Origin of the sequence: Hoyosella rhizosphaerae (assembly GCF_014643175.1) — a bacterium.
Classification (GTDB): domain Bacteria; phylum Actinomycetota; class Actinomycetes; order Mycobacteriales; family Mycobacteriaceae; genus Lolliginicoccus; species Lolliginicoccus rhizosphaerae.
Map to the genome: position 1 here is coordinate 1,700,852 of NZ_BMJH01000001.1, position 25,415 is coordinate 1,726,266.

Genomic DNA, 25,415 nt, shown 5'->3' on the forward strand with positions numbered 1-25,415 from the left:
CTCACTTTACCGACGACACAGTGCAATCACACCGCGTTGGTGGCAGTGATTCGTATGTCCCATTGTCCACAGAACAGTCGAGCGCGGAGGTGAGACGCTTGTATCAGCTGATACGTACGATTATTTCGGAGTGTCCGACACGAATTACGTCGCCGTCCGCGAGTTGCCAGACGGTGATGGGAGATCCGTTGACAGTGGTCCCGTTTGTGGACTTTAAGTCAGATACAAGGGCGAGTTGGCCGTCCCACCGAATTTCGGCATGACGACGTGAAACACCGGTATCGGGCACTCTGAACTGTGCTTCTTGGCCACGACCAATCACCGTTGCGCCTGGGCGAAGCGTCAGTGTCCGACCGCTGCCGTCGCTAAGTTCGAGGACGGCAGTCAGTGGTTGGTGAGCCCAGGTGCTTGGCCGGTGACGTGGGGGTTGCTGAATTGCGGTTTGGTCGAAGTACGTTTCCTCAGCGAAGTCAGCATCATCGTAAGTCGCGTCACCGTGGTCGGGTTCGTAGTAATTGTTTGGGTTGTGAGCCGATGCGCCGGTCGTCCTTCGAGGGGACGGATAGCCTGCACTGTCGTGCGGGCGGGCGCGACGCGAACCAAACAATTGTCGACCAAAGTTACGGACGACGTCACTTTGAGGCGTCATAGATTCTTCTCCTGATTGTTGCTGCACTTCATTTGCGGGAGCGTCGGCGTCGTACGGTGAATCAGCGTGGTTCGGTGAATTGTCGTGGTTCGGCGACCCCGGCATTGGCCACACCGAACTACTGGTAGATGAACGGTCGACATCGGGATCGCTGCTACCTGTCGCGCGGAACTGCCCGGTGTACATATCGTCGGACATTTCAAATCGCACGCGAACACCGGCGCAGGTTTGCCAGCCCTGCTCAGTGATGTACTCACCGAGATGGCGTGCGAAAACGCGTTCGGTGAGGTCCTGGTCACTAGTGAGCCGCTCGTGATCAGATGCTCCGATTGTGACGACGTAATAGTTTGGTGCCAGCGCGTAGCCGCCATCAAGGAACTTGAGGCCATCTCCTGCGGCGCGTTGTAATGCTGCCTGAATTTCCTGCGGGACAATTTCGCTACGAAATAGTCGAGCGAAGGCATCGCCGACGGCCTCTTCGAGTTTGCGTTCAAAACGGTCGAGCAATCCCACCGAGACCTCCCTTCAAAGCACATGCCTACGTTTCACTCAATCGTAGAGGTTCGTGTACGGCATTAGGGAGGGCAAACGAGGCTCTTGGCCGAGACGTGACACACTATGGCCCGATCGTGACCTGCTGTTTATCGTTCATGGGTGATCCGTGCTACTCTGTGCCGGTTACTCGGGCGAGTGGCGGAATGGCAGACGCGCTGGCTTCAGGTGCCAGTGTCCGTAAGGACGTGGGGGTTCAAGTCCCCCTTCGCCCACTGCGTTGGTCGTAGTTAGATGCCGATCGCTGCGACCAACGACTAAAAACCTGTGGGTTCATGCCCTCATGTGTTGTGAAGCGATTAGCGAGAGTCAACCTCCGAACGTCTGACTGTTTGTGTCGCGTTTTCGGTGAGGCATTTCATAAATTAAATATGAGCGCTCGCAATATGTGCAGGTCAGAAGCTTGTGAAGATACCCTAACTTGATCTGACAGTGGTCATCTGACGTATCGTTGACGTTTGAGCGAGAAGCAACGATGCGACCAGCTCAGTACATGGCCGTGCAAAAATGCACCGTCACCCTAGACGCTTACTGCTAGTGGACCATCCTCACCGTAGCGTGATCGTCAGTTTTGCTCACGCACTTTAAGTCCTACAGGATTTTTGTGCGCGAGGTAGATGTCCCGTATCCCAGCCGCGAAAGCGACCTATGAAGAAGATGCCCGGCCGGAATGGCCTATACGACCCCGCTCACGAGCATGACTCGTGTGGTGTGGCCTTCGTCGTCGACATGCATGGTCGGCGCAGTCGCGACATCGTCGAAAAGGCGATCACAGCGCTGCTTAACCTCGAACACCGAGGAGCTGCAGGCTCAGAACCCAACAGTGGTGATGGTGCCGGCATCCTCATTCAGGTTCCTGACCGTTTTTACCGTGAAGTCGTCGACTTCGACCTACCAGAGCCGGGAACGTACGCCACGGGCATAGGGTTCTTCCCTCAGGGCGCATGGTCGGCCAAGAAAGCTCGCAGCGGCTTTGAGAAGCTTGCAGGCGAAGAAGGCCTGAAGGTATTCGGCTGGCGCGAAGTGCCTGTCGACGCTTCGGAACTAGGCCGCATGGCGCGCGATGCCATGCCGAGCTTCTGGCAACCGTTTATTGGCACTGATGACAACTCGCTCACGGGCATGGACCTCGAGCGTCGCGTTTACGTGCTGCGCAAGCGGGCCGAACACGAACTTGGCACAAGCGGTGCCGGGCAGGACGGTCCTGGACAGGAAACCGTCTACTTCCCGAGCCTGTCGTGCCGCACGATTGTCTACAAGGGCATGCTCACCACGCCGCAGCTCAAGGAGCTCTACCTCGATCTGCAAGATGATCGGGTCGAAAGCGCACTGGGCATCGTGCACTCACGATTCTCCACAAACACTTTCCCGTCCTGGCCGTTGGCGCACCCATTCCGCCTTGTCGCACACAACGGTGAGATCAACACCGTAAACGGCAACGAAAACTGGATGCGCGCCCGGGAAGCGCTTATTAACAGCGATGTTTTCGGCGCGGATGCGCTTGAGAAGATCTTCCCGGTCGCGACCCGCGGTGCTTCCGATACAGCCCGGTTCGACGAGGTCCTAGAGCTCATCCATCTTGGTGGCCGCAGTCTGCCGCACTCAGTGTTGATGATGATCCCTGAGGCGTGGGAACGTCACGAGTCGATGGACCCAGCCCGCAAGGCGTTTTACCAGTACCACTCATGCTTGATGGAACCGTGGGACGGTCCTGCATCAGTCTGCTTCACTGACGGCACACTGGTAGGCGCTGTTCTCGACCGCAATGGTCTGCGCCCATCGCGTATTTGGGTAACCGACGATGGTCTTGTTGTGATGGCGTCCGAAGTGGGCGTACTCGACATTGACCCGGCACGGGTTGTCAAGCGTATGCGCCTGCAGCCAGGCCGCATGTTCCTCGTCGACACGAACGAGGGACGCATCGTCAGCGACGATGAAATCAAGGCTGAACTCGCTGCGGAACACCCTTACCAGGAATGGTTGGACAAGGGCCTACTGCCGCTGGACAAGCTGCCAAAGCGCATTCATGTCCACATGCCGCATAAGCGTGTGCTTCTGCGTCAGCGCGTATTTGGGTACACGCAAGAGGAAGTCAACATCCTCATGTCACCCATGGCCAAGACCGGCGCTGAGGCGCTCGGTTCCATGGGTACCGACACCCCGATCGCAGTATTGTCCTCGCGGTCGAGGCTGCTATACGACTACTTCCAGCAGCTGTTCGCGCAGGTCACCAACCCGCCGCTCGACGCTATTCGAGAAGAACTCGTTACGAGCCTCGGCGGCACAATCGGACCTGAGGGCGATCTCCTCAACCCGACCGCTGACGCATGCCGCCAGATTGTGCTCCCGCAGCCGATCCTCGACAACGATGACTTGGCAAAGCTCATCCACGCGAACGATGACGGCACGCTTCCGGAGTTCCGCTCCGTTGTCATCTCAGGTCTATTCAAGGTCTCTGAAGGTGGCGAAGGCCTGCGCAAGGCAATCGCGGAAATGCGTCGCCAAGCATCCGATGCCATCGAAGGTGGCGCACGCATCATCGTGCTGTCGGACCGTAACTCGAATGAGTACTACGCTCCGATCCCCGCACTGCTGATGACGTCAGCTATTCACCACCATCTAGTACGTGAGAAGACGCGCACCAAGGTCGGGCTGATCGTCGAAACCGGTGACGCTCGCGAAGTACACCACATGGCATTGCTCGTGGGATACGGCGCAGCTGCAATTAACCCTTACATGGCGTTCGAAACCATCGAAGACCTCGTCGAACGGGGCCAACTCGGCGGTATCGAGTTCGACAAGGCTGTGGCTAACTACATCAAGGCCGCAGGTAAAGGTGTCCTCAAGGTCATGTCCAAAATGGGCATTTCCACGCTGTCGTCCTACACCGGCGCTCAACTCTTTGACTGCATCGGTGTTTCGCAGGAGACCCTTGACGAGTACTTCACCGGCACACGTTGTGCCATCGAAGGAATCGGGCTCGACGAAATCGCCAATGACGTTCGGCGACGCCACGAAATTGCCTACCTGGATCGTCCGGAAGAGCTCGCACACCGCGAACTCGAAATTGGCGGCGAGTACCAGTGGCGGCGCGAAGGCGAATACCACCTCTTTAACCCAGAAACGGTATTCAAACTTCAGCACGCTACACGCACCGGCCAGTACAAGGTCTTCAAGGAATACACGCAGCTTGTTGACGATCAATCTGCGCGTCTCGCATCGCTCCGCGGCCTGTTCAAGTTCCGTGATGGTATCCGCCAACCGGTACCCATCGACGAGGTTGAATCAGTCGAATCGATCGTCAAGAGGTTCTCGACCGGCGCGATGAGCTACGGCTCCATTTCCGCTGAGGCGCATGAAACCCTCGCCATCGCGATGAACCGACTCGGTGGCCGCTCCAACTCCGGTGAGGGTGGCGAAGACATCAGCCGCTTTGAACCTGAGGAGAATGGTGACTGGCGTCGTTCAGCCATCAAGCAGGTTGCATCTGGGCGTTTCGGTGTCACATCGCACTACCTCAGCAACTGCACCGACATTCAGATCAAGATGGCGCAAGGCGCTAAGCCAGGTGAAGGTGGTCAGCTGCCAGGGCACAAGGTCTACCCTTGGGTCGCTGAAGTACGACACTCAACTCCTGGTGTGGGCCTCATTTCGCCGCCTCCGCACCACGATATCTACTCTATCGAGGACCTCGCGCAGCTTATCCACGACCTGAAGAACGCCAACCCTCAGGCGCGTATTCACGTCAAGCTTGTGTCCGAAATTGGTGTCGGCACCATTGCTGCTGGTGTATCAAAAGCACACGCTGACGTAGTGCTCATTTCCGGGCACGACGGTGGAACAGGTGCGTCCCCGCTGACGTCACTGAAGCACGCTGGTGCTCCGTGGGAACTCGGCTTGGCTGAAACCCAACAAACTCTGATCATGAACGGCCTGCGCGACCGGATCGTTGTTCAGGTTGACGGCCAGATGAAGACGGGCCGCGACGTCATTATCGCGACGTTGCTTGGCGCTGAGGAGTACGGTTTCGCAACCGCACCACTGGTCGTATCTGGCTGCATCATGATGCGTGTCTGCCACCTGGACACGTGCCCTGTTGGTATTGCTACGCAGAACCCAGCGTTGCGGAAGAAATTCGTCGGAAAAGCAGAATTCGTCGAAAACTACTTCCGCTACATCGCAGAAGAGGTCCGCGAATATCTTGCGGAACTCGGCTTCCGCAGCATTGAAGAAGCTGTCGGCCAGGTTCAGATGCTTGATCTGACTCCTGCCCTGGACCACTGGAAGGCTGCAAAGCTCGATCTCAGCCCCATCCTGGTTCAAGCCGAATCCTTCTTCGATGGCCAAGCACTTCACCAAACAGAAGTGCAAGACCACGGACTCGACAAGGCGCTGGACAACACCCTTATCGAACAGGCGAAGGCTGCACTGACCGACGGCACACCTGTGACCATCGATACCAAGGTCAGCAACGTCAACCGAACCGTCGGAACCATGCTCGGCCATGAGTTGACGAAGCGCTTCGGCGGCGACGGCCTGCCCGATGACACAATTTCGGTGACTTTGACAGGCTCAGCGGGCAACAGCTTCGGCGCATTCTTGCCGAAGGGGATAACGCTGAAACTCATCGGTGACTCGAATGACTACATCGGTAAGGGCCTATCGGGTGGTCGGATTATTGTCCGGCCAACTCCTCACGCCCCAGCCGAGTTTGTCGCAGAAGACAACATCATTGGCGGCAACGTCATTCTCTACGGTGCGACAAAGGGCGAAGTTTATCTCCGCGGCATCGTCGGTGAACGCTTCTGTGTCCGTAACTCGGGTGCGACCGCGGTTGTCGAAGGCGTGGGTGACCACGGATGTGAGTACATGACCGGCGGTAAGGCTGTCATTCTCGGCAAGACGGGACGTAACTTCGGTGCCGGTATGTCTGGTGGCGTCGCGTACGTATACAACGCCGATCGGGACTTCGAAATGAACGTCAACCCTGACATGGTCGACGTGGAAGACCTCGAACCGGATGATGTCAAGGCACTGCACGGGATCATTTCCCGTCACTACGAATACACCGACTCCGGGGTTGCCAAGCAAATCCTGAACAACTGGTCACAAGAAGTAGGCCACTTCGTCAGGGTCATGCCGCGCGACTACAAGAAGGTCCTACAGGCAATCGAAACCGCCAAGAGGATGGGAACTGACGTGAACGAAGCGATCATGGAGGCCGCTCGTGGGTGATCCAAGAGGCTTCCTCAAGCACGGCCGGGAACTTCCCGTCCGCCGTCCAGTTGCGTTGCGCCTACTGGACTGGCATGAGGTATATGAGCCATTCGACAAGAACCTTCTGCAAACGCAGGCAGGGCGCTGCATGGATTGCGGTATCCCGTTCTGCCACCAGGGTTGCCCTCTGGGCAACATCATTCCCGAGTGGAATGACTTGGTCTACAAGGACCGCTGGAAAGAAGCAATTGATCGGCTTCATGCCACCAACAACTTCCCTGAGTTCACCGGTCGCCTATGCCCGGCCCCTTGTGAAGCCGCATGTGTCCTCGGTATCAACGAGCCTGCAGTCACGATCAAGCAGGTTGAAGTTGAGATCATCGACCACGCTTTCGATCAGGGCTGGGTTGAGCCGGTACACCCACGGCGCACAACCGGGAAGTACGTGGCGGTTGTCGGATCAGGTCCGGCTGGACTAGCTGCCGCACAGCAACTCACACGTGCAGGACACGCAGTGACGGTCTTCGAGCGTGCCGATCGTATCGGTGGACTGCTGCGCTACGGCATCCCCGAGTTCAAGATGGAAAAGCGCCACATCGACCGCCGCATCGCCCAGATGGAAGCGGAGGGAACCATCTTCCGCACGGGCGTCAATGTTGGAGTTGACCTTCCTATTGAGCAACTCCACTCTGACTTCGATGCAGTTGTACTAGCTGGGGGAGCGACGAAGGGGCGCGACCTTCCGATCCCAGGTCGCGAACTCGAAGGTATCTACCAGTCAATGGAGTACCTGCCGCTAGCCAACCGGGTTCAGTTCGGTGACTTCGAAGAACCCAGCATCTCGGCAAAGGGCAAGAAAGTCGTCATCATCGGTGGTGGTGACACAGGTGCTGACTGTCTTGGAACAGCCCTTCGCCAGGGTGCTGAAGTTGTTCACCAGTTCGAGATCATGCCACGGCCCCCGGAAGAGCGTCCGGACGCAAACCCGTGGCCGACCTACCCCATGATCTATCGCGTGTCGTCAGCCCACGAAGAGGGCGGCGATCGCGTGTACTCGGTCAATACCGAGGAGTTCATCGGGAAAGACGGCAAGCTCACTGGGCTTCGTGCGCACGAAGTGGAAATGGTCAACGGCCGTTTCCAGAAGGTCGAAGGCAGTGACTTTGAACTTGAAGCCGACCTTGTCTTCCTAGCCATGGGGTTCGTGGGTCCTGAAACCGAGGATTTGCTCGACAAACTTGGTGTGGATTACACGGATCGCGGCAATGTTGCCCGTGACACGAACTGGGGAACCAGCGTTCCTGGAATCTTCGTCGCTGGTGACATGGGCCGTGGACAGTCCCTCATTGTGTGGGCGATCGCAGAAGGACGCGCGTGTGCGTCATCTGTGGATGTCTTCCTTGAAGGCGCAACCGCACTTCCAGCGCCGGTGGAAACAACGTCAATGCCGATGAAGTAACGGATCTTAAATATGGCCCTGCACCCAGATTCTTGGGGTGCAGGGCCATATCTGTTTATGGGCAATTGCGCTTAAAGGGGCTAAGCGTCTGCACCTTCAGGCGGTAGTGATCGTGGTTTTGCACGCAGTAGTTCCTGGGCCTCGACAGCTTTCTTCAGTATCTGCCGAAGGGCGCTGGCGGCATTCAGTGACCGGTCCATTTGCGCCACAGTTATGTGAGACGTGGAACCGGCTTGCAATAGTTGCTGACGTAATACGCGGTAGGACCGATCCGTTTCTTCAGTTGTCAATTGTGGCTCGGATATTGGCAACTCAGGTTGGGCCCGCCCGAGCAGGGTTCGGGCTTGTGTAACGAATGGGGCTTCGCCAAGTTGGCTGTCGGGAAACGGGATGAGAGGTTCCCATTGGTGCGCGATGGTCTCGTAGCAACGCTTTGCGCGGAGTACGTCGGCTAGTTCGATGGAGGCGTCGTCAGCGAGTTCGTTGCGGTGTAGGGAGTTGACGAAGTCGTTCATCGTTTCCCCTAGGTCGCTGATCGACTGTGTGGTGGCCGCTGCTGTGGGTCGGGAAAGGCCCCCGTTGAGTGTGGCCAAGGTTGTCTCGATTGCAGTTTTTCCGGCTCGACTGACTTCGCAACGCAATGCGTTGATGCCTAGTTCGGGGACTTCTGCGGCCGTATCGTCGAGGAATTGTGGCTTCACGAGGGTGTTGTCTTGCGCGGTAAATTGCCTCCCAAGCCAGCGAGCCATCCATCCTGCGATCGGAATCATCAACAGGACCCCGATGGCATTAAACGTCGTGTGGAATAGCGCTAATGAGATGGTGGGGTTTGTGTTGCCTGTGGTGGCTTCTTGCATTCGGATGAGGGCAGGCAACAGTAGTGGCAGCGTGAGTACTGCGAAAAGTCCCGTGATGACGTTGAAGAGGATATGAGCGCCTGCGGTGCGTTTCGCGTTGCTTGTAGCCCCAACTGCGGCGATGGCTGAGGTGACCGCGGTGCCGATGTTGACGCCGATGGCGACGTACGCAGCACTGGTGATCGGGAGCACTCCCGTCTGGGTGGCGGTGAGGGTGATGGCGAGAGCCGCGCTGGATGACTGCATGATGAACGTCATCAGCACGCCGAAACCTAGCAGGTAGACGATGACGATAGCGCCGTCGCCGGTGGGAATGGTGATGTTCGCAGATACGTCGGAGAAGGCTTCCTGCAGTAAATCAATTCCGATGAATAGCACGCCAAACCCTGCGATGGCTGTGCCGAATGCACCTCGCCGGGTTCCGCTGCCGCTGATCTTGAGCGCGATTCCGATACCTATCAGCGGGAGAGCGAGGGCTTCGATCTTGACGTTGAATCCTATTGTGGCAACGAGCCATCCAGTCATGCTGGTGCCGAGGTTGGCGCCGAAGATGACCCATAGCGTCTGGGCGAAGCTCAACAACCCGGCGTTTGCGAACCCGATGAGCGTCACTATGACGGCGGTGGAGCTTTGCACAACGCCGGTCACAAGTACACCGGAGAGCAAACCTCGTATCGGGGTTTGGGTGAACTTCCGCAAGATTGTCTGCAGTAGTGATCCGGCGGCAAGTTTGAGGCCGTCGGTCATCATGATGACGCCGAGCAGGAATAACCCGAGTCCGCCTAATAAGGTGCCGACTGAGGCGAGGTTCATGGTTTGGACATGCTCAGGGCATCGGCGGTGAGTTCACTGATTGAGGAATGCCCGCTGAGTCCGAGGGTGAGATCGAGTTCTGCGATGATGTTGGCAATGACGTCACGTGCGCCGTGCTCGCCGTTGATGGCAAGCCCCCACACGTAGGGCCGCCCAATAAGTACTGCGTCGGCCCCGAGGGCGAGCGCTGTGAATACATCAGCCCCAGTGCGTATTCCACTATCAAACAGCACGGTCATGTCGCCGGCGGCCGCAGCCGCTGCCGGTAGCGCGTCCAATGCCGCTACCTCATTGTCGATCTGACGTCCGCCATGGTTTGAGACGACAATTCCGTCGATGCCCAGGTCCGCAGCTTTACGGGCATCGTCGGGGTGGAGAATACCTTTGAGCACAATCGGAAGAGTGGTTCGATCTCGCAGGGTGGCGATGTTGTCCCAGGTCAGCGATGGTCGCGAGTAGATGTCGAGGAAGGTTTCGACCGCTGTTCGAGGTTGCGCGGAAAGCAGGTTGGGAAGAAATTTTCCTGGGTAGTGCTGGGTCATGTTCAGCAGGGTCCGGACTGTGTCCCGGGTGATTTTTACGTCAGGTTTGCCAACAGGTTGGCTCACAATTCGCTGTTTGACGATGCGTTGGAATACCGGGTCGCTGGTGTATTGGGCGATGCCTTGCCCTTGACTGAATGGCAACGACCCGAGGTTCAGGTCTCGGGGGCGCCATCCCAGCATGGTGGTGTCGAGCGTGACGACTAGTGCGTGTGCTCCGCAAGCTTCTGCGCGTGTGATGAAACTGTCGACCAGGTCTTCCGAGGTGGACCAGTAGAGCTGAAACCAGCGTGGTGAATCGCCCATGGCATCGGCGCAGTCTTCCATGGGTACCGAAGCTTGGTTGGAGAAGATCATGGGAATTCCATGTGTGGCCGCTGCTCGGGAGGCAGCGAGGTCGGCGTCATTGTGAGCTAGTTCTAGGACACCGATCGGGGCGAGCGCTACTGGCGCCGGGTAGGTGTGGCCGAACAGGTTCACTGACAAATCTCGTTCAGAGACGTCGCGCAACACCCGGGGGACGATTGTTCTGCGCTGAAACGCTTCGCGGTTGGCGCGCATGGTCTGCTCGTTCCCAGCTCCACCGGCCAGGTATGCGTGCGCTCGTTCTGGCAGAAGTTCAGTAGCTGCTTTCTCGAGGTTCAGCGGGTCGGTCGGGATGTGTGGCACCATCCCGGCCACTCCGTCGCGGTAGATGTGATTCTGGCGCGCACGCCCGGGGGACATCCGATTCTGTTCGGTCACAGTGTGATTGTATTCACTGTTCCGTCGTTGGGGGGTGGCCAAACCGGTGATTGTAGTCGTCGCGTTCTTGCTGTTTGCGCAGTTGTTCTCGCGTGGAAAGTAGGTTCGGGTCAAGCCCGTGGCTGAGGAGTCGGTGGCGCCTATAGACGTAGGTGAGGGCCACGAGAAAATATGCGTAGGGGATGAGTAGCAGCAGCACCATCGACGCGATTACCCAGATTGGGCCGGGAATGATGAAGAAGACCGCTAACAGCGGTATCAGTGGCAGCATTCCCCGCACGAGGTACCGCCGTGTCGCTCCAGGGCCAGTCAAGTCCTGCGCCACCCATGGGTGTAAATGTGGGGGGAGCGACCGACCGCTGACGTAACGGATGCGTTCACCAAAGCTTGGTTTCACGGGAAACATTGGCGTTAGGTAGTCGTCGGCACGCACCGCATCCGTGACTCGGTTCTGGTCTGGATCGAGCTTTGGGGCTTCAAACTTTGGGCGCCGGGCCCTTCGGCCGAACATCGTTAGTCAGGAGTTACTGCGACTATGCCGTCGTCATCGCTGTAGACGATGTCACCAGCGTTGAAAGTCACTCCGCCGATGGTGACGGGAATGTCGCGTTCACCCGCATTGGTTTTTGTTGACTTGCGAGGATTGCTACCTAGCGCCTTGATGCCGATGTCGAGGGTTTTTAGCACGGAGGCGTCTCGCACCGCGCCGTTGATGATGATTCCGGCCCAACCGTTGCTGCGGCCGAGTTCCGCGATGATGTCACCGACGAGTGCGGTGTGCACACTGCCTTCGCCATCGATGATCAGTACACCACCGTTGCCCGGTTCACTGAGAATGGACTTCAGCAACGCATTGTCCTGGAAACACTTCACTGTCGAGGCGATGCCCGAAAACTTCGAGCGCCCACCGTATTGGGTGAACTGGGTGTCACAGCTACGAATGTCAGGACCGATCTCGTCGGCTAGATCTGCAGTCGAGGTGAAATCCACTGTGCTCACAAATGCCCCTTCGCAGTCCTATAGCAATCTTGGTGTCGTCCACTACTACCGTAGTACAGCGGCGAAGCGCTGTGGACTTAGGTCTGGGTAGCAGATAGCTGAACCTAGCTTTGCCTTGGAGGATGGCCGTCGAGAATGCGGCAGGGTGAACTCCAAACTGGACACAGGCGAGTAACCTAAGAACTGATTTCCCACCAATCTCCGAAGCGAGGAGAAGTAGATGGCTGCTCCGTCAGCTGAGACGTTCGCTCGTCTCGCCAAGCTTGTTGCAATTGATGATCCAGATGCGCGACCCACCCGTACGGTCTATGAGACGTTCACAGGACGCGAGCTCGCGACAATTCCTGTAGCTACCGCAGAGGACGCCATTGCTGCTGTTGAACGTGCCCGTGTTGCACAGAAGGAGTGGGCAAAAGTTCCAGTCGCCGAGCGGGCGAAGATTTTTCACAAGTACCATGACCTGGTCCTTAGCCGCCGCGATACGCTTTTAGATCTCGCCCAGGCTGAGACTGGCAAGTCGCGTGAATCCGCGCTTGAAGAAGTGCTCGATATCGCTATGACGGCGCGTTACTATGCCCGAACTGCGCCTAAGTTGCTCGAAAAGAAGAGCGTTCAGGGGCTGTTTCCCGCGCTGACGAAGACGTCGGTGAACTACCGTCCCAAGGGCGTTGTCGGGATGATCACCCCCTGGAACTACCCGATGACATTGGCTGTGTCCGATGCAATTCCCGCGATCATCGCTGGTAATGCCGTGGTGATGAAACCAGACAGTCAAACGCCGTACTGCGCGCTTGGTGTGGCGGAACTGCTTTATGAAGCTGGTCTGCCTAAGGAATTGTTCGCTGTTGTCCCCGGTCCGGGCTCGATAGTGGGTACCGCCCTTGTCGAAAACACCGAATACATCATGTTCACGGGGTCCACGGCAACGGGCAGGCTCCTCGCTGAACAGTGTGGACGTCGACTAATCGGGTTCTCCGCAGAGCTCGGCGGTAAGAACCCGATGATCGTCACGAAGGACGCCAACCTCAACCACGTCGTCGATGCCGCAACACGAGCGTGCTTCTCGAACTCGGGGCAACTGTGCATTTCCATCGAACGCATCTACGTCGAGGATGCCGTTGCGGATGAGTTTATTGAGAAGTTTGGTGAAAAAGTTCGCAGCATGACTCTCAGTTCTGACTACGAACTGGGTTCAGACATGGGCAGCTTGATCTCAGAATCTCAGGTTAAAAACGTGAAAGCGCACGTTGATGACGCTGTAGCCAAGGGTGCCACCGTTATCGCTGGTGGCAAGCCGCGACCGGACGTCGGCCCATTGTTCTTCGAACCCACGGTCCTCACCGACGTCACTGAAAAAATGGACGTGTACCGCTCGGAGACCTTCGGCCCACTCGTCTCGATCTACCGTGTCAAAGACGTCGACGAAGCAATCGCTGAGGCTAATGACACCGAGTACGGCCTCAATGCGAGCATCTGGGCTGGAAGCGAAAGCGAAGGCGAGAAGATCGCCGAACGAATCAACTCCGGTACCGCCAATGTGAATGAAGGCTACGGTCCCGCTTGGGGAAGCCTCGGCGCACCAATGGGTGGAATGGGAGTGTCCGGCGTTGGTCGCCGACACGGACCTGAAGGGCTCCTGAAATACACCGAGGCTCAAACAGTCGCCGTACAGCGACTCATCGACCTCGGGGGGCCAAGCTGGCTCGACTCGAAGTACTTCTCACAAGCACTACCGTGGGGCGTCAAAGCGATGAAGTTCATCCCCGGCCGGTAGGACCTGAGCTGGGTGTACGAAACCTAAAAGAAGCGGGCGGTGAGTTCCTCAGGAACTCACCGCCCGCTTGTTAAGTGCGGCGTTACTAGCGGTTGCGGACCGCGCGAACGACGAAGAACAAAACAATTGCGGCGACTACGGCGGCGACAGCTGCTCCAGCTTTGCGCGTATCACCTTCGTCGAGTTCTGATAGTGAATCAAATGTTGCTCGACGCAACTCGGCAACCTTATCTTCAACAGTCGTGCGAGCTTCAGTTGCTGCTGCACGCCCTTGTGTCAACGCTTCGTTTGTCTTTTCTTTCACAGAAGCTGTCACCTCTGATGCTTTATGTGCGGCATCGGTCGCAGCGGCCTTCGCGCTGTCTCCAGCTTCGGTGGCCTTGGTCTTGGCGACCTCTGCGGCATCCTTGACGGAATCTTTCGCATTTGCCTTAGCCTGCTCGGCTTGGCCCTCGCTCTTCAGCGAGTCGTCACCCGTGACCGAACCTGCGGCCTCTTTAGTGGCGCCCTTAATCTTGTCAGCGGTGTTTTCGAGATCTGCCATTTATTTTCTCCTTCACGTAGGGATTGTTGTGCAACCCCCGATCTGGGGACAGGGTGTAGGCCAACTCTATCGCGGATGACTCCTGCCCGTCCGAACACACGATCCCATCATGCCCGTTGTCAACGAGTTATACGACCGTTACTCGCGAGAACGGCGTGTTCCGAGGACAATGCCGACAATTAGGGAGAGGGTGCCGAAAACAGCGAGAATCCAGGGAAGCCTGACAGTAACGGGGCCCAAATCTGCTTGCATCTGTATGCGATTCTTGCTGGCTTCTGCTGCAGCTACGCGGTCCGTGACGGTAGCTTCGTTCAGCTCGGCGTCATAACTCAGCACTGTGAGCGCAGGTTCATCGGGAGTTGTCCCGAAGTACTGGCGAATTCGTTCGTTTCCGGACACGATAATCCCGGTCACTGGTTCCACGAAAACATTGCGTGTGTTGGCGTAGTACCGACTCATGAAGACAATTTCGTCCGCATCGTCTGCATCTGCCTCGGACAATCCCCAAACGGACTTGGGCAAGCCGAGTCGATTGGCCTGGTCACGGGTGACGCGGAAAAGGTCGACTGGTTCGATGGTGTGACTGAACTGATAGACCGGAAGCCCATCGATTGTTATTTCGTCTACGAAGTCAATGTCGATGGTGCTGCGCGCGTTGATGTCGAAGTATGGATAAGACTTCTTTTCGACATCGAAGGGAAACTTGTACTGCAAGCCTTCCCTGGGCAGTTCGATCGCGGGTTGATCTGCTGCGACCTGCAACGATCCTGGCGGGTCCGTGACGGGCATTGCCGTAACGCGATCAGTTGTTACCCGATCCACCGTGGCGTTGAGCAATCCCTGGGCCCCGCGACGATCAGTGCGCGACAGGGTGAATCCCGCCTGGATAGTGACGATGCGGGCGTCAGATGGGTCTTCGACGGTGACAAACCGCTGTGCCCTTAGGGGGACGTCATCCTCGACAGCGTCGGGGTTTCCTGAGAGGAACTGCGCAATGTTCAGGACAGAGCCGGAACCTTCGGACACTGTTGTGATTTCCAGATCCAGTGGTGTCTTTTTCAACTTGGATGTGGCATATGTGGGCAGAAGTATTGCGGCCACGAGGAGAAACGCGCCAAACCCAATGAGGAATATCGCGAGAATATTGCGAGACCCACCTGAGAGACCTGGCATGACATTTTCCTTACAGTAAGTCGAACTCTGAACAACGATAACAGTGACACAGTGTGTTATTTAGTGACAGTAGTCGGCTCCACAGTTAATGCGAGCACGGCCGCGAAGCCAATCGCTAGGACCATCACCGCGATTTCGATCGCTGAGCGACGAATCGTCACCACCGAGTCGACCTTGTGTCGCGACACTGGCTCAATCCAGTGTTTGCGCCACCACCAACCGCCCAGCACAAGACTTACTAGCAAGAATGCCTTGGCAAGTACGACTCTGCCATAGCCACTCGCCACAAGAGCCGCGAGGGAATCAGACAACAAAATGGCAGATCCCACACCACTCAGAGCAACGATGAGAACACACCATCCGGCGACCTGCGAAAATCGCGGCAATCCAACAGCCCACTCTATGCGCGAACGAGCAGTCGCTGCTAGAGCAGCTAGCAGCCCGCACCACAATGCGGCTGCTATCACGTGAACGGCAACGAAACCGCTTGTCACTGACTCGTGCGATCCGTGACCGGAAAGGGGAACCGCAATAAGGGACAGGATCGATATGCACACAGCCGGAACTGCCCACTTCATTGATGGACGAATAATCGACGCAACTGCCATTCCTGCCACGACACATGCGCCGAAAATCACAATGAGGAGTGCGCGCCCCAAACCAACTTGAGAAATGAAGATACGAAACTCAGTCAAGGTGAGCGCCAAAATTGGTTCACCAGTGATTACAGAGGCACTAGATACCGCATAGACGAGCGCCAATGCGGCCCCCAGGATTGCTGACAATGCTAGGTAACGCCACTGGCGGCTGTGAAAATTCTGTCGCCGGGAGGCACTCAGGAGCCTTGCTCCGCGGTTAGTGGAATCTTCGCGAAGAAGCCATCCCACCGCGCTGAAACCCACAGTGGCAACGAGAGCCGTCAGCATCCCGGCGCGAGCAAACGCTGCCACATTGGTCGGTTCGACTCCCGAAACTGTGACTCCCGAAACCAGGAGCGCAATAGTCACGCCAAGAACAGAAGTTGCGGCGACCAACCCGACGACAAACCAGCTGCCGAACGATGTAGTGGAAACTGATGTCGAACGGGACCGATTCAACGGCGTACGACTACTAGTTGCGACGGGTGGCGGCACGCGCCACTACAGCAATGCCAATACCCACGAGCACGAGCACACCTGCGACAAACGGCCACACAGGAAGTGAGGACTCAGAGTTGTCGAGCGCGTCAGTCGATTCTGTGATCGCTGGCGTGTCCTCAACACTGTTATCACCAGAAACAGTGAATTCGATCGTGCCGCTAACCGGGTGACTGTCTGCTGAAATCACTCGGTAAGCAATGGTGTACGTTCCCGCCGGTCCACCACTGGTGGTCGAAACAACTACGCTGCGGTCATCAACAACGACGTCGTCACCGGACCACAACTCACCGTCGGGGCCAACCACCGTCAGTGCAGAAAATTGGTCCTGCAAGGGCTCATTGAAAGTAACCGAAACCTGTGATGGAACGGACTCGACAACACTCCCAGCAGTTGGGTCGCTTCCGACCATGGCAGCGTGGGCCCACGCTGCCCCGGGAACACTGAGGACTGCCACGCCACACGCCGCGACAAGTGCAATCACCGCACGGCGAAAACGAACTAGCATCAACGAACTCCTCACGACGTTGCCGAACCGATAAACGGTCCGGCAACACAACGACTGATGGTTCTACCGTAGCCGCATTTAACGAACGCCGAGACGAGCAAGCAAGTCAGCCTCAATGCCGTCCAGCTCAGTGCCAATCGCTTGATGTGCCGCACGGCGCCGCGCAGGTGCCATACGTTCAGCTGCGCGCACAGCCATATTGAGCTCTTCGAGGCGCTTGTTGATCGCTTCGGTGAACTGCTTCACTTCAGCATTCTTAGGGTCTCGGTCGTACACCTCACGCGTGGAGGCCTCAGCACCAGCAATACGTGCCGACAGCTTTGCCCCGTATCCAGTGAACTTTCCAAGCTCCTCAAGCGGAATGCCGAAGCTTTGCGCGCGCTTGGAATCGAGATAGCCACGCACTGCAGTCACACTTCGATACAGAACCGGGACCAGGACGGGAGCAAGGATTCGTGTTACCCCAACGATGCGTCGTGCACGAGTTACCGTCATCTTGCCTTCCGCCGCAGCCTGCGCCTGCTGTTGTGCAATCTTGACCTCGTTTTCCGAGATCTTCATCTGCGCCTTTTCTGCACGGCTGCGGGCCTTGTCCGCTTGCTTGGCGAGCTTCTGTTCAAACTTCAAAGCCTTATTGGCGTTCTTGGAGTTCTGCTTTGCTGCTAGCTTCGCTTCAGTCTTAGCTTTGACCTTCAGGGCCTTAGCTTCGGCCTTCCGTGTCGCGCGACTGGGTTTCTTGCTGAACAAACCCATCCGAGTTTCCTCCCTAACGGCGCCGTTATCCGTAATGTTCGCTTGTGGACGACAATGACCAATATTCGCTTCTACCCTAGGACAGGGAATAGGGTTCGTCATCGTGATCTCGAAGTCTGGTGCCCGCATGTTGCTTGATGCGAACGCAGTGTCCCGTTGCCGCCACCGCGTTTTTCTCGACGCGGCGGTGAAAACTGGCCACATTACCGATGTTGCACGCCGTCCTATCCCGCCCGGCGTGCGACAGCGGCAGGAAGCCGCGGCACTTCATCGAAAATCTGTGTACGAAGCGATGTTCTCATTCCATCATGCTCATTGGGCAACGATTGACGCGGATCAACCAACGTCGCATCGAGCACTCGACACAGCAAACGCCCTCAATGAGGGAATTGGTTGGGTCTGGGGTGGCATGCTCCCTACCGATGCACACGGTCGTCGTGGTGGCGCCGAAATACTAATGAGGGACCTTGAACAGGGTGGATACATCCCGATCATTGTGGTCAACCACAAAGTAACCGACCAGGGGCGGGGGATCACGACGTCACCGTTGCACGAATTCGCACCGGACACCGATGACACTCGAAAACTCCGCAGCCAACCGCGGGATCAGTTCAGATTGGCGCACCTATACCGCATGCTGGAATCAGGTGGATGGGCGTCGCCACGCAGAATCGGTGGCGTCATTGGGTATGACGCGGACTGCATTTTGATTCACGATCTCGACCGCGAAGTACCGAGCTACGACAACAGCCTGCTCGGTGAGTATGACGCCCGTTTCGAGGACCGAGTGGCCCTAGTTAACGGTGGTGCACCGTCAACACCCAACCGCATCGGCGAGTGCAAGATGTGTGAATTTTGGCCACACTGCGAGAAAGTGCTCGAGGAAAAACACGATGTGTCGCTCGTCGTGAACGGAGGACATGCCACGCTTCTGCGGGAGGCCGGTGTCAACACCGTTGATGAACTCGCGGCGTGGCACGGTGACGATCCCGAAGAGTGGCACGGGGTTCCATTCGCCGAGGTTCAAGTTTTTGCCAAAGCGTGGTTGCACGATATTCCGCTCATTCGCAGGGTCGACAGCTTGCATGTCCAACGCGCCGATGTCGAGGTTGATATTGACATGGAAAGCTATCAAGACCACGGCGCCTACTTGTGGGGAACGCTACTAACGGAACCTGGGAAAGAGCCTGTCTATCGGCCCTTTGTCACATGGGACCCCTTGCCTACGCGTGACGAGGGTCGGATGTTCGCTGAGTTTTGGGGCTGGCTCACGGAGGTGCGCCGCATGGCACTTCAACGCGGGTTGTCCTTCGCCGCTTACTGCTATTCGAAAAGTGCCGAAAATAGGTGGCTCATCGATTCGGCAAAACGCTTTCGTGGGATGAACGAAATGCCAGCCCTGGAGGAAATTAATCACTTCATTGAATCCGATGAATGGGTTGACATGTTTGATGCGGTGAAGGACCAGTTTCTGTGCCCCCACGGACGCGGATTGAAGAAGATCGCCCCCGCCGCTGGATTCTCTTGGCGTGACCCAGAGGCAGGGGGCGAGGCATCGATGAGTTGGTATCGCGATGCTGTGGGCTATGAGGGTGATCCGGTGCACGATCAGCGGGAACGAATCCTTCGCTACAACGAGGATGACGTGTGGGCGACACGTGTGTTGCGCGAGTGGATGTCGTCACCGCAGGCACTGGAAGTTCCTGATGTTGCGCAGCTAGACCAGATCTTCCGTGGAGAGAATGGGCCTGCCTGAGTAGTTTTGGTGCGGTCGCTACTTGCGCACCGGTTGGGCGCGTTCAGTCAAGAACGCGAACATGAACCCGAGCGTGAGCCACAACGTCAGTTGAGTGACAAACGATGCAACGCGGAAATCCCACAGCAAACTGGCGGGAAAATCTGCCCCGACTTCGTCGATCGACGGCAGCATCACATAGCCCAGGCTGACGACAGCCGCGAACACAACCGTTGGTGTAGCAATGTTGGCGATGGACGACCGGTGACGGACCCAAACTCGTGAAACGAGCGCCGCCGCGATGGCTACGAATCCGAGAACGACGGTCGCCAACCACAACCATGTGCGTTCGTTTATGGTTTCTGGGTCGCCCACAGCGGGCGGGTTAGCTGGATATTTAACGAACGGCACGGCTTCGAACGCCAACCAGCCGCACAAGGCGATTCCAAGAACCAGGGACGTCGCGGACGCTGCCACAAATCGCGTTGCATGATGCGCGACGGTAGCAAGGATGAGGCCGAATGCGAGTCCGACAAGCGTGGTAGCGAGTATTAGCCCGATTTTTTGCCCGAACCGGCTGACCAGTTCGTCATGGTCGTGGGCGTGGTTACCCGCGTGTGCTGCGGCTTCCTCGATGGCGATTGCGTCGTCGATGAGCGATTCACCCAACCCGAATGCGACTGCGCCCGCCACAAGCCCTGCAAGAATGCCGGCGATTGCGCCGCGTTTGAGAAGCTGAGCCAGGGAACCCGTTAACGGCTGCGTAGCCGAGGGCGCCTGCAGCTTTGTGTCCGCTAGTGGCATGGCACACCCATTAGGTGGCGACCGTCGTGCATGAGTTCGTGCATGAACATGCCAGTGCGGCTGATTGCGCCCTGGTCAAAACCAACGATGTACAGCACAAGAATGGCCGCACTGACGATTGCAATCGTGAGCAGCAGGCCTGCGGCTGATACGGATGATTGTTCAACTGCGTGGGTTTGTGACATGTAAACCTCCTGGGAATGGCGCGTCCCATTGATGAATAACGCCTGGTGGTGCTGACGAGGTCTGGCTTCCTGCCCACGAGGTGTAGCAGGTAACAGTGGCGCGACCGCCCCGGATTTTCACCGGGTTCCCGTCAGCATTTGAAGCATGTGCGCAGGGTGAGATTACCCCGGTATTCAGTTACAAACAGCGCCGAAGGAAGCGGAACCAACGAGTTTGACGTATTTAGCGAGCACACCGCGCTCATAGCGTGGAGGCAGAGGCTCCCAATCCTGTTTGCGGCGTTCGAGTTCGGCTTCGTCCACCAGGAGGTCGAGTTGTCCGTTGGCGACATCGAGTCGAATCTGGTCGCCATCTTGAATGAACGCGATGGGGCCAGCGTCGACTGCTTCAGGCGCTATATGGCCCACACAAAGCCCGGTTGTGCCACCCGAGAAGCGCCCATCGGTGATCAGAAGGACATCTTTGCCGAGGCCAGCGCCCTTAATTGCGCCGGTGATGGCGAGCATTTCGCGCATTCCTGGACCGCCTTTAGGGCCTTCGTAGCGGATTACGACAACATCGCCAGCTGTGATCGTTCCATCTTCAAGGGCATCCATTGCGGGCCGTTCGCGATCAAAAACCCGAGCCGTTCCAGTGAAAACATCCGTGTCGAACCCAGCCGATTTCACGACTGCGCCTCCTGGCGCGAGGCTGCCGCGCAAGATGGTGATGCCGCCACTCGGATGAATTGGGTTTGCCAGGTATCGAAGAACCTTGCCATCGGGATCAGGGGGGTTGATACCCGCAAGGTTCTCTGCGACTGTTTTGCCGGTGACGGTGAGGCAGTCGCCGTGAAGTAGGCCCGCATCGAGCAGAGTCTTCATCACAACAGGGACGCCGCCGATTTTGTCGATGTCCGTCATCACGTACTGCCCAAAAGGTTTGACGTCTGCAAGGTGTGGCACCTTTTTGCCAACCCGCGCGAAGTCGTCGAGTGTGAGTTCGACCTGAGCTTCGTGTGCGATGGCAAGGATATGGAGCACCGCGTTGGTGGAACCGCCGAGCGCCATGACCACTGCGATGGCGTTTTCGAATGCCTCTTTTGTCATGATGTCTTTTGTTGTGATTCCACGTTGCAGCATCGCTACCACGGCTTCACCGGAATGACGAGCAAAACCATCCCGGCGGCGATCTGTCGCTGGTGGAGCGGCGCTGCCCGGCAGCGACATACCCATCGCTTCGGCGGCGCTGGCCATGGTGTTGGCCGTATACATTCCGCCACATGCACCTTCACCAGGGCAGATAGCGCGTTCGATGGCATCGACGTCCTCGCGACTCATGAGACCGCGTGAACATGCACCAACGGCTTCAAAAGCGTCGATGATGGTGACTTCTTTTTCGGTTCCGTCAGAGAGCTTCACCCAACCCGGGAGGATTGACCCTGCGTACAGGAACACCGACGCAAGTTCGAGTCGAGCGGCAGCCATCAGCATGCCCGGCAGGGACTTGTCGCACCCAGCTAGCAGGACAGATCCGTCGAGGCGTTCGGCGGACATGACGGTTTCAACACTGTCTGCGATCACTTCGCGGGACACGAGGGAAAAGTGCATCCCTTCGTGTCCCATCGAAATGCCGTCTGACACCGAGATAGTTCCAAACTCCATTGGGTATCCAGCAGCAGCGTGAACGCCATCCTTTACCGCCTTGGCGAGGCGATCAAGGGAAAGGTTGCATGGAGTAATTTCGTTCCATGACGAGGCCACACCAATTTGTGGTTTTGCGAAGTCGTCGTCGCCCATACCGATCGCGCGGAGCATTCCACGTGCGGCAGCGCGTTCGAGGCCGTCGGTGACGTCCCTACTCCGTGGTTTGATGTCGACTTTATCGTCACCTGGCGTCATCATTACTCCTCAAAAACTGCTTAGAAAACTCGCTATGGGTGGGGCTATCAGCCATTGTTCGCTACCGGCGACAGGCCTGTGCAACAGGGTCTAGCGCGGGGCCATTCGGAGTGCGCCGTCCATGCGGATTGTTTCACCGTTGAGGTAGTCGTGTTCGACAATCATCTTGGCGAGCTGCGCAAATTCAGCTGGTAGTGCGAGGCGCTTGGGGAACGGCACACCTTCGCTGAGGCCCTTGCGGTACTCCTCCGTGACCCCGGCAAGCATGGGGGTGTCAACGATGCCGGGTGCGATTGTGTTCACGCGGATTCCGAACTGTGCTAGGTCGCGCGCAGCGGGAATGGTCATTCCGTGCACGCCGCCCTTGGATGCACTGTAGGCAATCTGCCCGATCTGACCTTCGAATGCAGCGACGGACGCGGTGTTGATAACGATGCCGCGTTGTCCGTGCTCGTCGACAGGGGCCGTGTCGGCCATTGCCTGAGCGGCAAGCCGCATCACGTTGAAGGAGCCGAGCAGGTTCACCGTGATGACGGTGCGGAACAGTTCAAGATCATGGGGACCATTCTTGGACAAGATGCGGCCCGCCCAGCCGACACCAGCGCAGTTGACGACAATGCGGAGGGGCTTGCCGCCACTCACTACGGTGTCGACGGCGCTCTGTACGTCGGTGTCGCTTGTGACATCAGTTGGGATCATGGTCACACCGGCGGGTGCGGAATCGCCCGCCCGCTCGATGGAACTAGCGAGGTCGAGGCCGTAAACTGTCGCACCACTTGCCTGGAGAAGTGTGGCTGTCGCGGCGCCTAACCCGGATGCTGCTCCGGTTACGATCGCTGCGCTTCCTGAGATGTCCAATGCACGTACCTTTCCTCAACGGGTGCTCGCTACAAGTAAGCGAGATAGTGTGACTAACACTAGTCTTTTCGGTGAGGAAAACCGTGGTTTTTACGCGGCGAGCAGCATTGCCAGCACCGCGGTGTCAGGGTCTTCATTAGGGTCGATACCGACTTTGCTCACGAGATTTGTCACGGTTCCATCGAGGTCGGCTTCCACCCAGGACGCTCGATGGTCGAGGCCAAGGTGCGGGATCCCTGGCAGTAGAAGACAACCAGATGCGGCTGATGCGCACTCTGGAAGAGTGGGTCGTGTTTCGGACGGAGGATGCAACATCAACAGCGCTGGAGGGCACTCATTAGCGAAAGCGCCAGGGTTGAGAGCTTCGTCACCAAGAATCGTTCCGGCCGCAAGTAGTAAACCAACAGCGTTGGGGACAAGGCTGTTCGGGTGGTCTTCACGCGCATCAAACACTGTCGTGGTGGGGAGTAGGCCGGGAAGGGAAGCGATGCGAACCGCAAGAATAAGGAGTTGCGCCCACTCTGTGGTGGATTCGGGCCACCGGCCACTCAACATAAAGCCACGTAGTGTGCCATTCTGCTCAAATGGAGATAGTTCAACTGATTCGCGGTACATCGTGACCTCCTGTCACGCGAACACGGCCTATCATGCGGATTGGCGTTAGACCCGTGTTTAGGACTATGAACAATTATCGCGCTAGCACACAAGATCAGTCGAGTGCCAGAGCGTTTGCCTGCAGTACACAGAGTGGACACGTGACGGTGTCAGAGTGTGAATAATCGTTGGGGGCAGATGTCCGCAATCGCAGAGAGGGGAGTCGTGTGATCACTGAGGATCTTGACACGGCAATTACTGGGTGGCCCGACCGTCTGCGTGAAGGTGACTTAGCGGCGGTTGGTCGCGAAGCGGCCGACATGGCTTTGCCAGATTTGGTGTGGGTGCTCGAACGTTTGCGCGTTCGAGATCGAGCGATCGTGTTCCGACTCCTCCCCAAGGGCTTAGCCCACGAAGTTTTTGAACGATTCGATGAGGGCTTGCGCGCCGAGTTGTTCACCAGTTTGCGCGACGACCAAGTGGTAATGCTGTTCGGTGACCTAGACCCGGACGATCGCGTGCACCTCATGGACGAACTCCCTGCGAGTGTCGCCAAAAAACTGTTGCAGGGTTTGTCTAAGCATGAGCGCGAACTCACTGCGCCGATCCTCGGATACGAGCGCGGCTCTATTGGTCGTCGCATGAGCACCGAGTATGTTCGGGTGCTTGATTCGCAAACTGTGCTTGAAGCGTTGACGCAGGTTCGCCACCGAGGGCGCGATGCGGAAACTATTTACACAGTGCCAGTGACGGACTCGGCAAAAGCCCTTGTCGGTGTCGTGAGCTTGCGGGATTTGATGCTGGCGGACACAGGTAAACCCGTTGGTCAAATCATGAACGAGGCGATCAGTGTTTACGCCAGCGAGGATGCCGAGGATGCGGCACGTCGCTGTCTCGACTCTCAGGTACTCGCGCTTCCTGTGGTGGATAAAGAAGAGCGGCTGGTCGGAATTCTTACCGTCGATGACGCGGTCCGCATTATTCGGCAGGCGGAAGAAGAGGATGCCGCCCGTGCAGGTGCGGTGGAGCCACTTGGGCGACCGTATTTGTCGACACCTGTGCGTTCCCTTGTACGTTCGCGTGTGGTGTGGCTGTTGTTGCTCGCGGTTTCCGCTGTAGCGACTGTGGGCGTGCTTGACCACTTTGAAGATGACCTCGCAACTGTGGTGACCCTTGCGGTATTCATTCCGTTGATTATCGGTACGGGGGGTAACACCGGGTCGCAGGCGGCGGTGACGATTACGCGTGCAGTGGCGCTCGGCGACGTTCGTCCTCGCGACGTGGGAATTGTGCTGTTACGGGAAATCCGAACTGGAGCTGCGCTTGGAGCGTTGCTTGGTGCGCTTGCGCTCGCCGCGATTTCCACGGTGGCGTTCTTCTTCGACGGCTACACTGCAGAGTTGGGTGTAGTGGTGGCGGCGTCGATGCTTGCGATTTGTACGTTGGCCGCATCGGTCGGTGGCGTTATCCCGTTGTTCGCGAAGGCCGTCAAAATTGACCCGGCTGTGATGTCGACTCCGTTTATTGCAACCTTCGTTGACGCAACAGGGCTCATCATCTATTTCTTGATCGCCAAGGTCGTGCTGGGGATTTAACGGTGGTGTTCGGTGCCACCAATCCCGTCTAGTAGGCATTTCA

The 25,415-nt window shown here is 57.4% G+C and carries 20 protein-coding genes and 1 tRNA gene; 6 read left to right on the forward strand and 15 right to left on the reverse strand.

Features of this window, described 5'->3' with window-relative positions; genetic code table 11:
- Positions 1-103 precede the first annotated feature (103 nt).
- Positions 104-1,162 carry an FHA domain-containing protein gene (locus IEW73_RS16655; RefSeq protein ID WP_188672448.1) on the reverse strand — a complete coding sequence of 353 codons (1,059 nt, stop codon included), beginning with the start codon at positions 1,160-1,162 and terminating at the stop codon, positions 104-106.
- A gap of 171 nt (positions 1,163-1,333) precedes the next feature.
- Here IEW73_RS16655 and IEW73_RS07860 point away from each other — a divergent pair.
- The 3 genes from IEW73_RS07860 (at position 1,334) to IEW73_RS07870 (ending at position 7,877) form a co-directional block, all read left to right on the forward strand.
- Positions 1,334-1,416: transfer RNA gene (locus tag IEW73_RS07860), tRNA-Leu, on the forward strand.
- A gap of 433 nt (positions 1,417-1,849) precedes the next feature.
- Positions 1,850-6,436, forward strand: coding sequence for a glutamate synthase large subunit (gene gltB / locus IEW73_RS07865; protein WP_188672451.1), 4,587 nt, complete (start codon positions 1,850-1,852; stop codon positions 6,434-6,436).
- Positions 6,429-7,877: a glutamate synthase subunit beta gene (locus IEW73_RS07870; RefSeq protein ID WP_188672454.1), complete on the forward strand. Its 1,449-nt coding sequence runs from the start codon at positions 6,429-6,431 to the stop codon at positions 7,875-7,877. The genes gltB and IEW73_RS07870 overlap by 8 nt, the downstream gene beginning before the upstream one ends.
- An 80-nt stretch (positions 7,878-7,957) precedes the next feature.
- Here the strand turns inward: IEW73_RS07870 and IEW73_RS07875 are convergent, their stop codons facing one another.
- Genes IEW73_RS07875 through rraA form a run of 4 tightly spaced genes read right to left on the reverse strand, consistent with a single transcriptional unit; the run spans position 7,958 to position 11,832 of the window.
- Entirely contained in the window at positions 7,958-9,547 is a 1,590-nt protein-coding gene (locus tag IEW73_RS07875) for a Na/Pi cotransporter family protein (protein ID WP_188672457.1), read from the reverse strand.
- Entirely contained in the window at positions 9,544-10,815 is a 1,272-nt protein-coding gene (locus tag IEW73_RS07880) for an alpha-hydroxy-acid oxidizing protein (RefSeq protein ID WP_188673144.1), read from the reverse strand. Before IEW73_RS07880 ends, IEW73_RS07875 begins: the two co-directional genes overlap by 4 nt.
- Before the next feature lie 31 nt (positions 10,816-10,846).
- A complete protein-coding gene (locus IEW73_RS07885) occupies positions 10,847-11,344 on the reverse strand; it encodes a DUF5313 family protein (RefSeq protein ID WP_372433618.1) in 498 nt (165 codons plus the stop codon).
- Positions 11,345-11,346: 2 nt separating this feature from the next.
- Complete coding sequence (gene rraA / locus IEW73_RS07890; protein ID WP_188672459.1) at positions 11,347-11,832, reverse strand: ribonuclease E activity regulator RraA; 486 nt, start codon at positions 11,830-11,832, stop codon at positions 11,347-11,349.
- A gap of 220 nt (positions 11,833-12,052) precedes the next feature.
- Between rraA and IEW73_RS07895 the strand changes: the two genes are divergently transcribed.
- A complete protein-coding gene (locus IEW73_RS07895; protein WP_188672462.1) occupies positions 12,053-13,606 on the forward strand; it encodes a succinic semialdehyde dehydrogenase in 1,554 nt (517 codons plus the stop codon).
- An 85-nt stretch (positions 13,607-13,691) separates the two neighbouring features.
- Here IEW73_RS07895 and IEW73_RS07900 read toward each other — a convergent pair whose 3' ends face one another.
- The 5 genes from IEW73_RS07900 to IEW73_RS07920 form a co-directional block, all read right to left on the reverse strand.
- Complete coding sequence (locus IEW73_RS07900) at positions 13,692-14,150, reverse strand: CsbD family protein (protein WP_188672465.1); 459 nt, start codon at positions 14,148-14,150, stop codon at positions 13,692-13,694.
- Between the two features lie 138 nt (positions 14,151-14,288).
- The gene (gene pgfA / locus IEW73_RS07905) at positions 14,289-15,323 is read right to left on the reverse strand and encodes a cell envelope lipid trafficking protein PgfA (RefSeq protein ID WP_188672468.1); all 1,035 of its coding nucleotides are present in this window, start codon (positions 15,321-15,323) and stop codon (positions 14,289-14,291) included.
- A gap of 56 nt (positions 15,324-15,379) precedes the next feature.
- Positions 15,380-16,330 carry a CopD family protein gene (locus tag IEW73_RS07910; protein WP_188672471.1) on the reverse strand — a complete coding sequence of 317 codons (951 nt, stop codon included), beginning with the start codon at positions 16,328-16,330 and terminating at the stop codon, positions 15,380-15,382.
- A gap of 103 nt (positions 16,331-16,433) precedes the next feature.
- Complete coding sequence (locus IEW73_RS07915; protein WP_188672473.1) at positions 16,434-16,967, reverse strand: copper resistance CopC family protein; 534 nt, start codon at positions 16,965-16,967, stop codon at positions 16,434-16,436.
- Positions 16,968-17,045: 78 nt separating this feature from the next.
- Complete coding sequence (locus tag IEW73_RS07920; RefSeq protein ID WP_188672477.1) at positions 17,046-17,720, reverse strand: DUF6474 family protein; 675 nt, start codon at positions 17,718-17,720, stop codon at positions 17,046-17,048.
- Positions 17,721-17,847: 127 nt separating this feature from the next.
- Here IEW73_RS07920 and IEW73_RS07925 point away from each other — a divergent pair, with 127 nt between their 5' ends.
- Positions 17,848-19,476 carry a TM0106 family RecB-like putative nuclease gene (locus IEW73_RS07925; RefSeq protein WP_188673150.1) on the forward strand — a complete coding sequence of 543 codons (1,629 nt, stop codon included), beginning with the start codon at positions 17,848-17,850 and terminating at the stop codon, positions 19,474-19,476.
- Positions 19,477-19,494: 18 nt separating this feature from the next.
- Here the strand turns inward: IEW73_RS07925 and IEW73_RS07930 are convergent, their stop codons facing one another.
- The 5 genes from IEW73_RS07930 to IEW73_RS07950 form a co-directional block, all read right to left on the reverse strand.
- A complete protein-coding gene (locus IEW73_RS07930; RefSeq protein WP_188672480.1) occupies positions 19,495-20,259 on the reverse strand; it encodes a CbtA family protein in 765 nt (254 codons plus the stop codon).
- The gene (locus tag IEW73_RS07935; RefSeq protein WP_188672483.1) at positions 20,250-20,444 is read right to left on the reverse strand and encodes a CbtB domain-containing protein; all 195 of its coding nucleotides are present in this window, start codon (positions 20,442-20,444) and stop codon (positions 20,250-20,252) included. The genes IEW73_RS07930 and IEW73_RS07935 overlap by 10 nt, the downstream gene beginning before the upstream one ends.
- A gap of 174 nt (positions 20,445-20,618) precedes the next feature.
- Positions 20,619-22,325: a dihydroxy-acid dehydratase gene (gene ilvD / locus IEW73_RS07940; protein WP_188672485.1), complete on the reverse strand. Its 1,707-nt coding sequence runs from the start codon at positions 22,323-22,325 to the stop codon at positions 20,619-20,621.
- A gap of 90 nt (positions 22,326-22,415) precedes the next feature.
- Positions 22,416-23,183 (reverse strand): SDR family NAD(P)-dependent oxidoreductase, encoded by a 768-nt coding sequence (locus tag IEW73_RS07945; RefSeq protein WP_188672489.1) that lies wholly within the window; start codon positions 23,181-23,183, stop codon positions 22,416-22,418.
- A 90-nt stretch (positions 23,184-23,273) separates the two neighbouring features.
- Positions 23,274-23,798 (reverse strand): peptidase, encoded by a 525-nt coding sequence (locus IEW73_RS07950; RefSeq protein WP_188672491.1) that lies wholly within the window; start codon positions 23,796-23,798, stop codon positions 23,274-23,276.
- 206 nt (positions 23,799-24,004) lie between these two features.
- Between IEW73_RS07950 and mgtE the strand changes: the two genes are divergently transcribed.
- Positions 24,005-25,372, forward strand: coding sequence for a magnesium transporter (gene mgtE, locus IEW73_RS07955; protein WP_188672493.1), 1,368 nt, complete (start codon positions 24,005-24,007; stop codon positions 25,370-25,372).
- Positions 25,373-25,415: the final 43 nt, after the last annotated feature.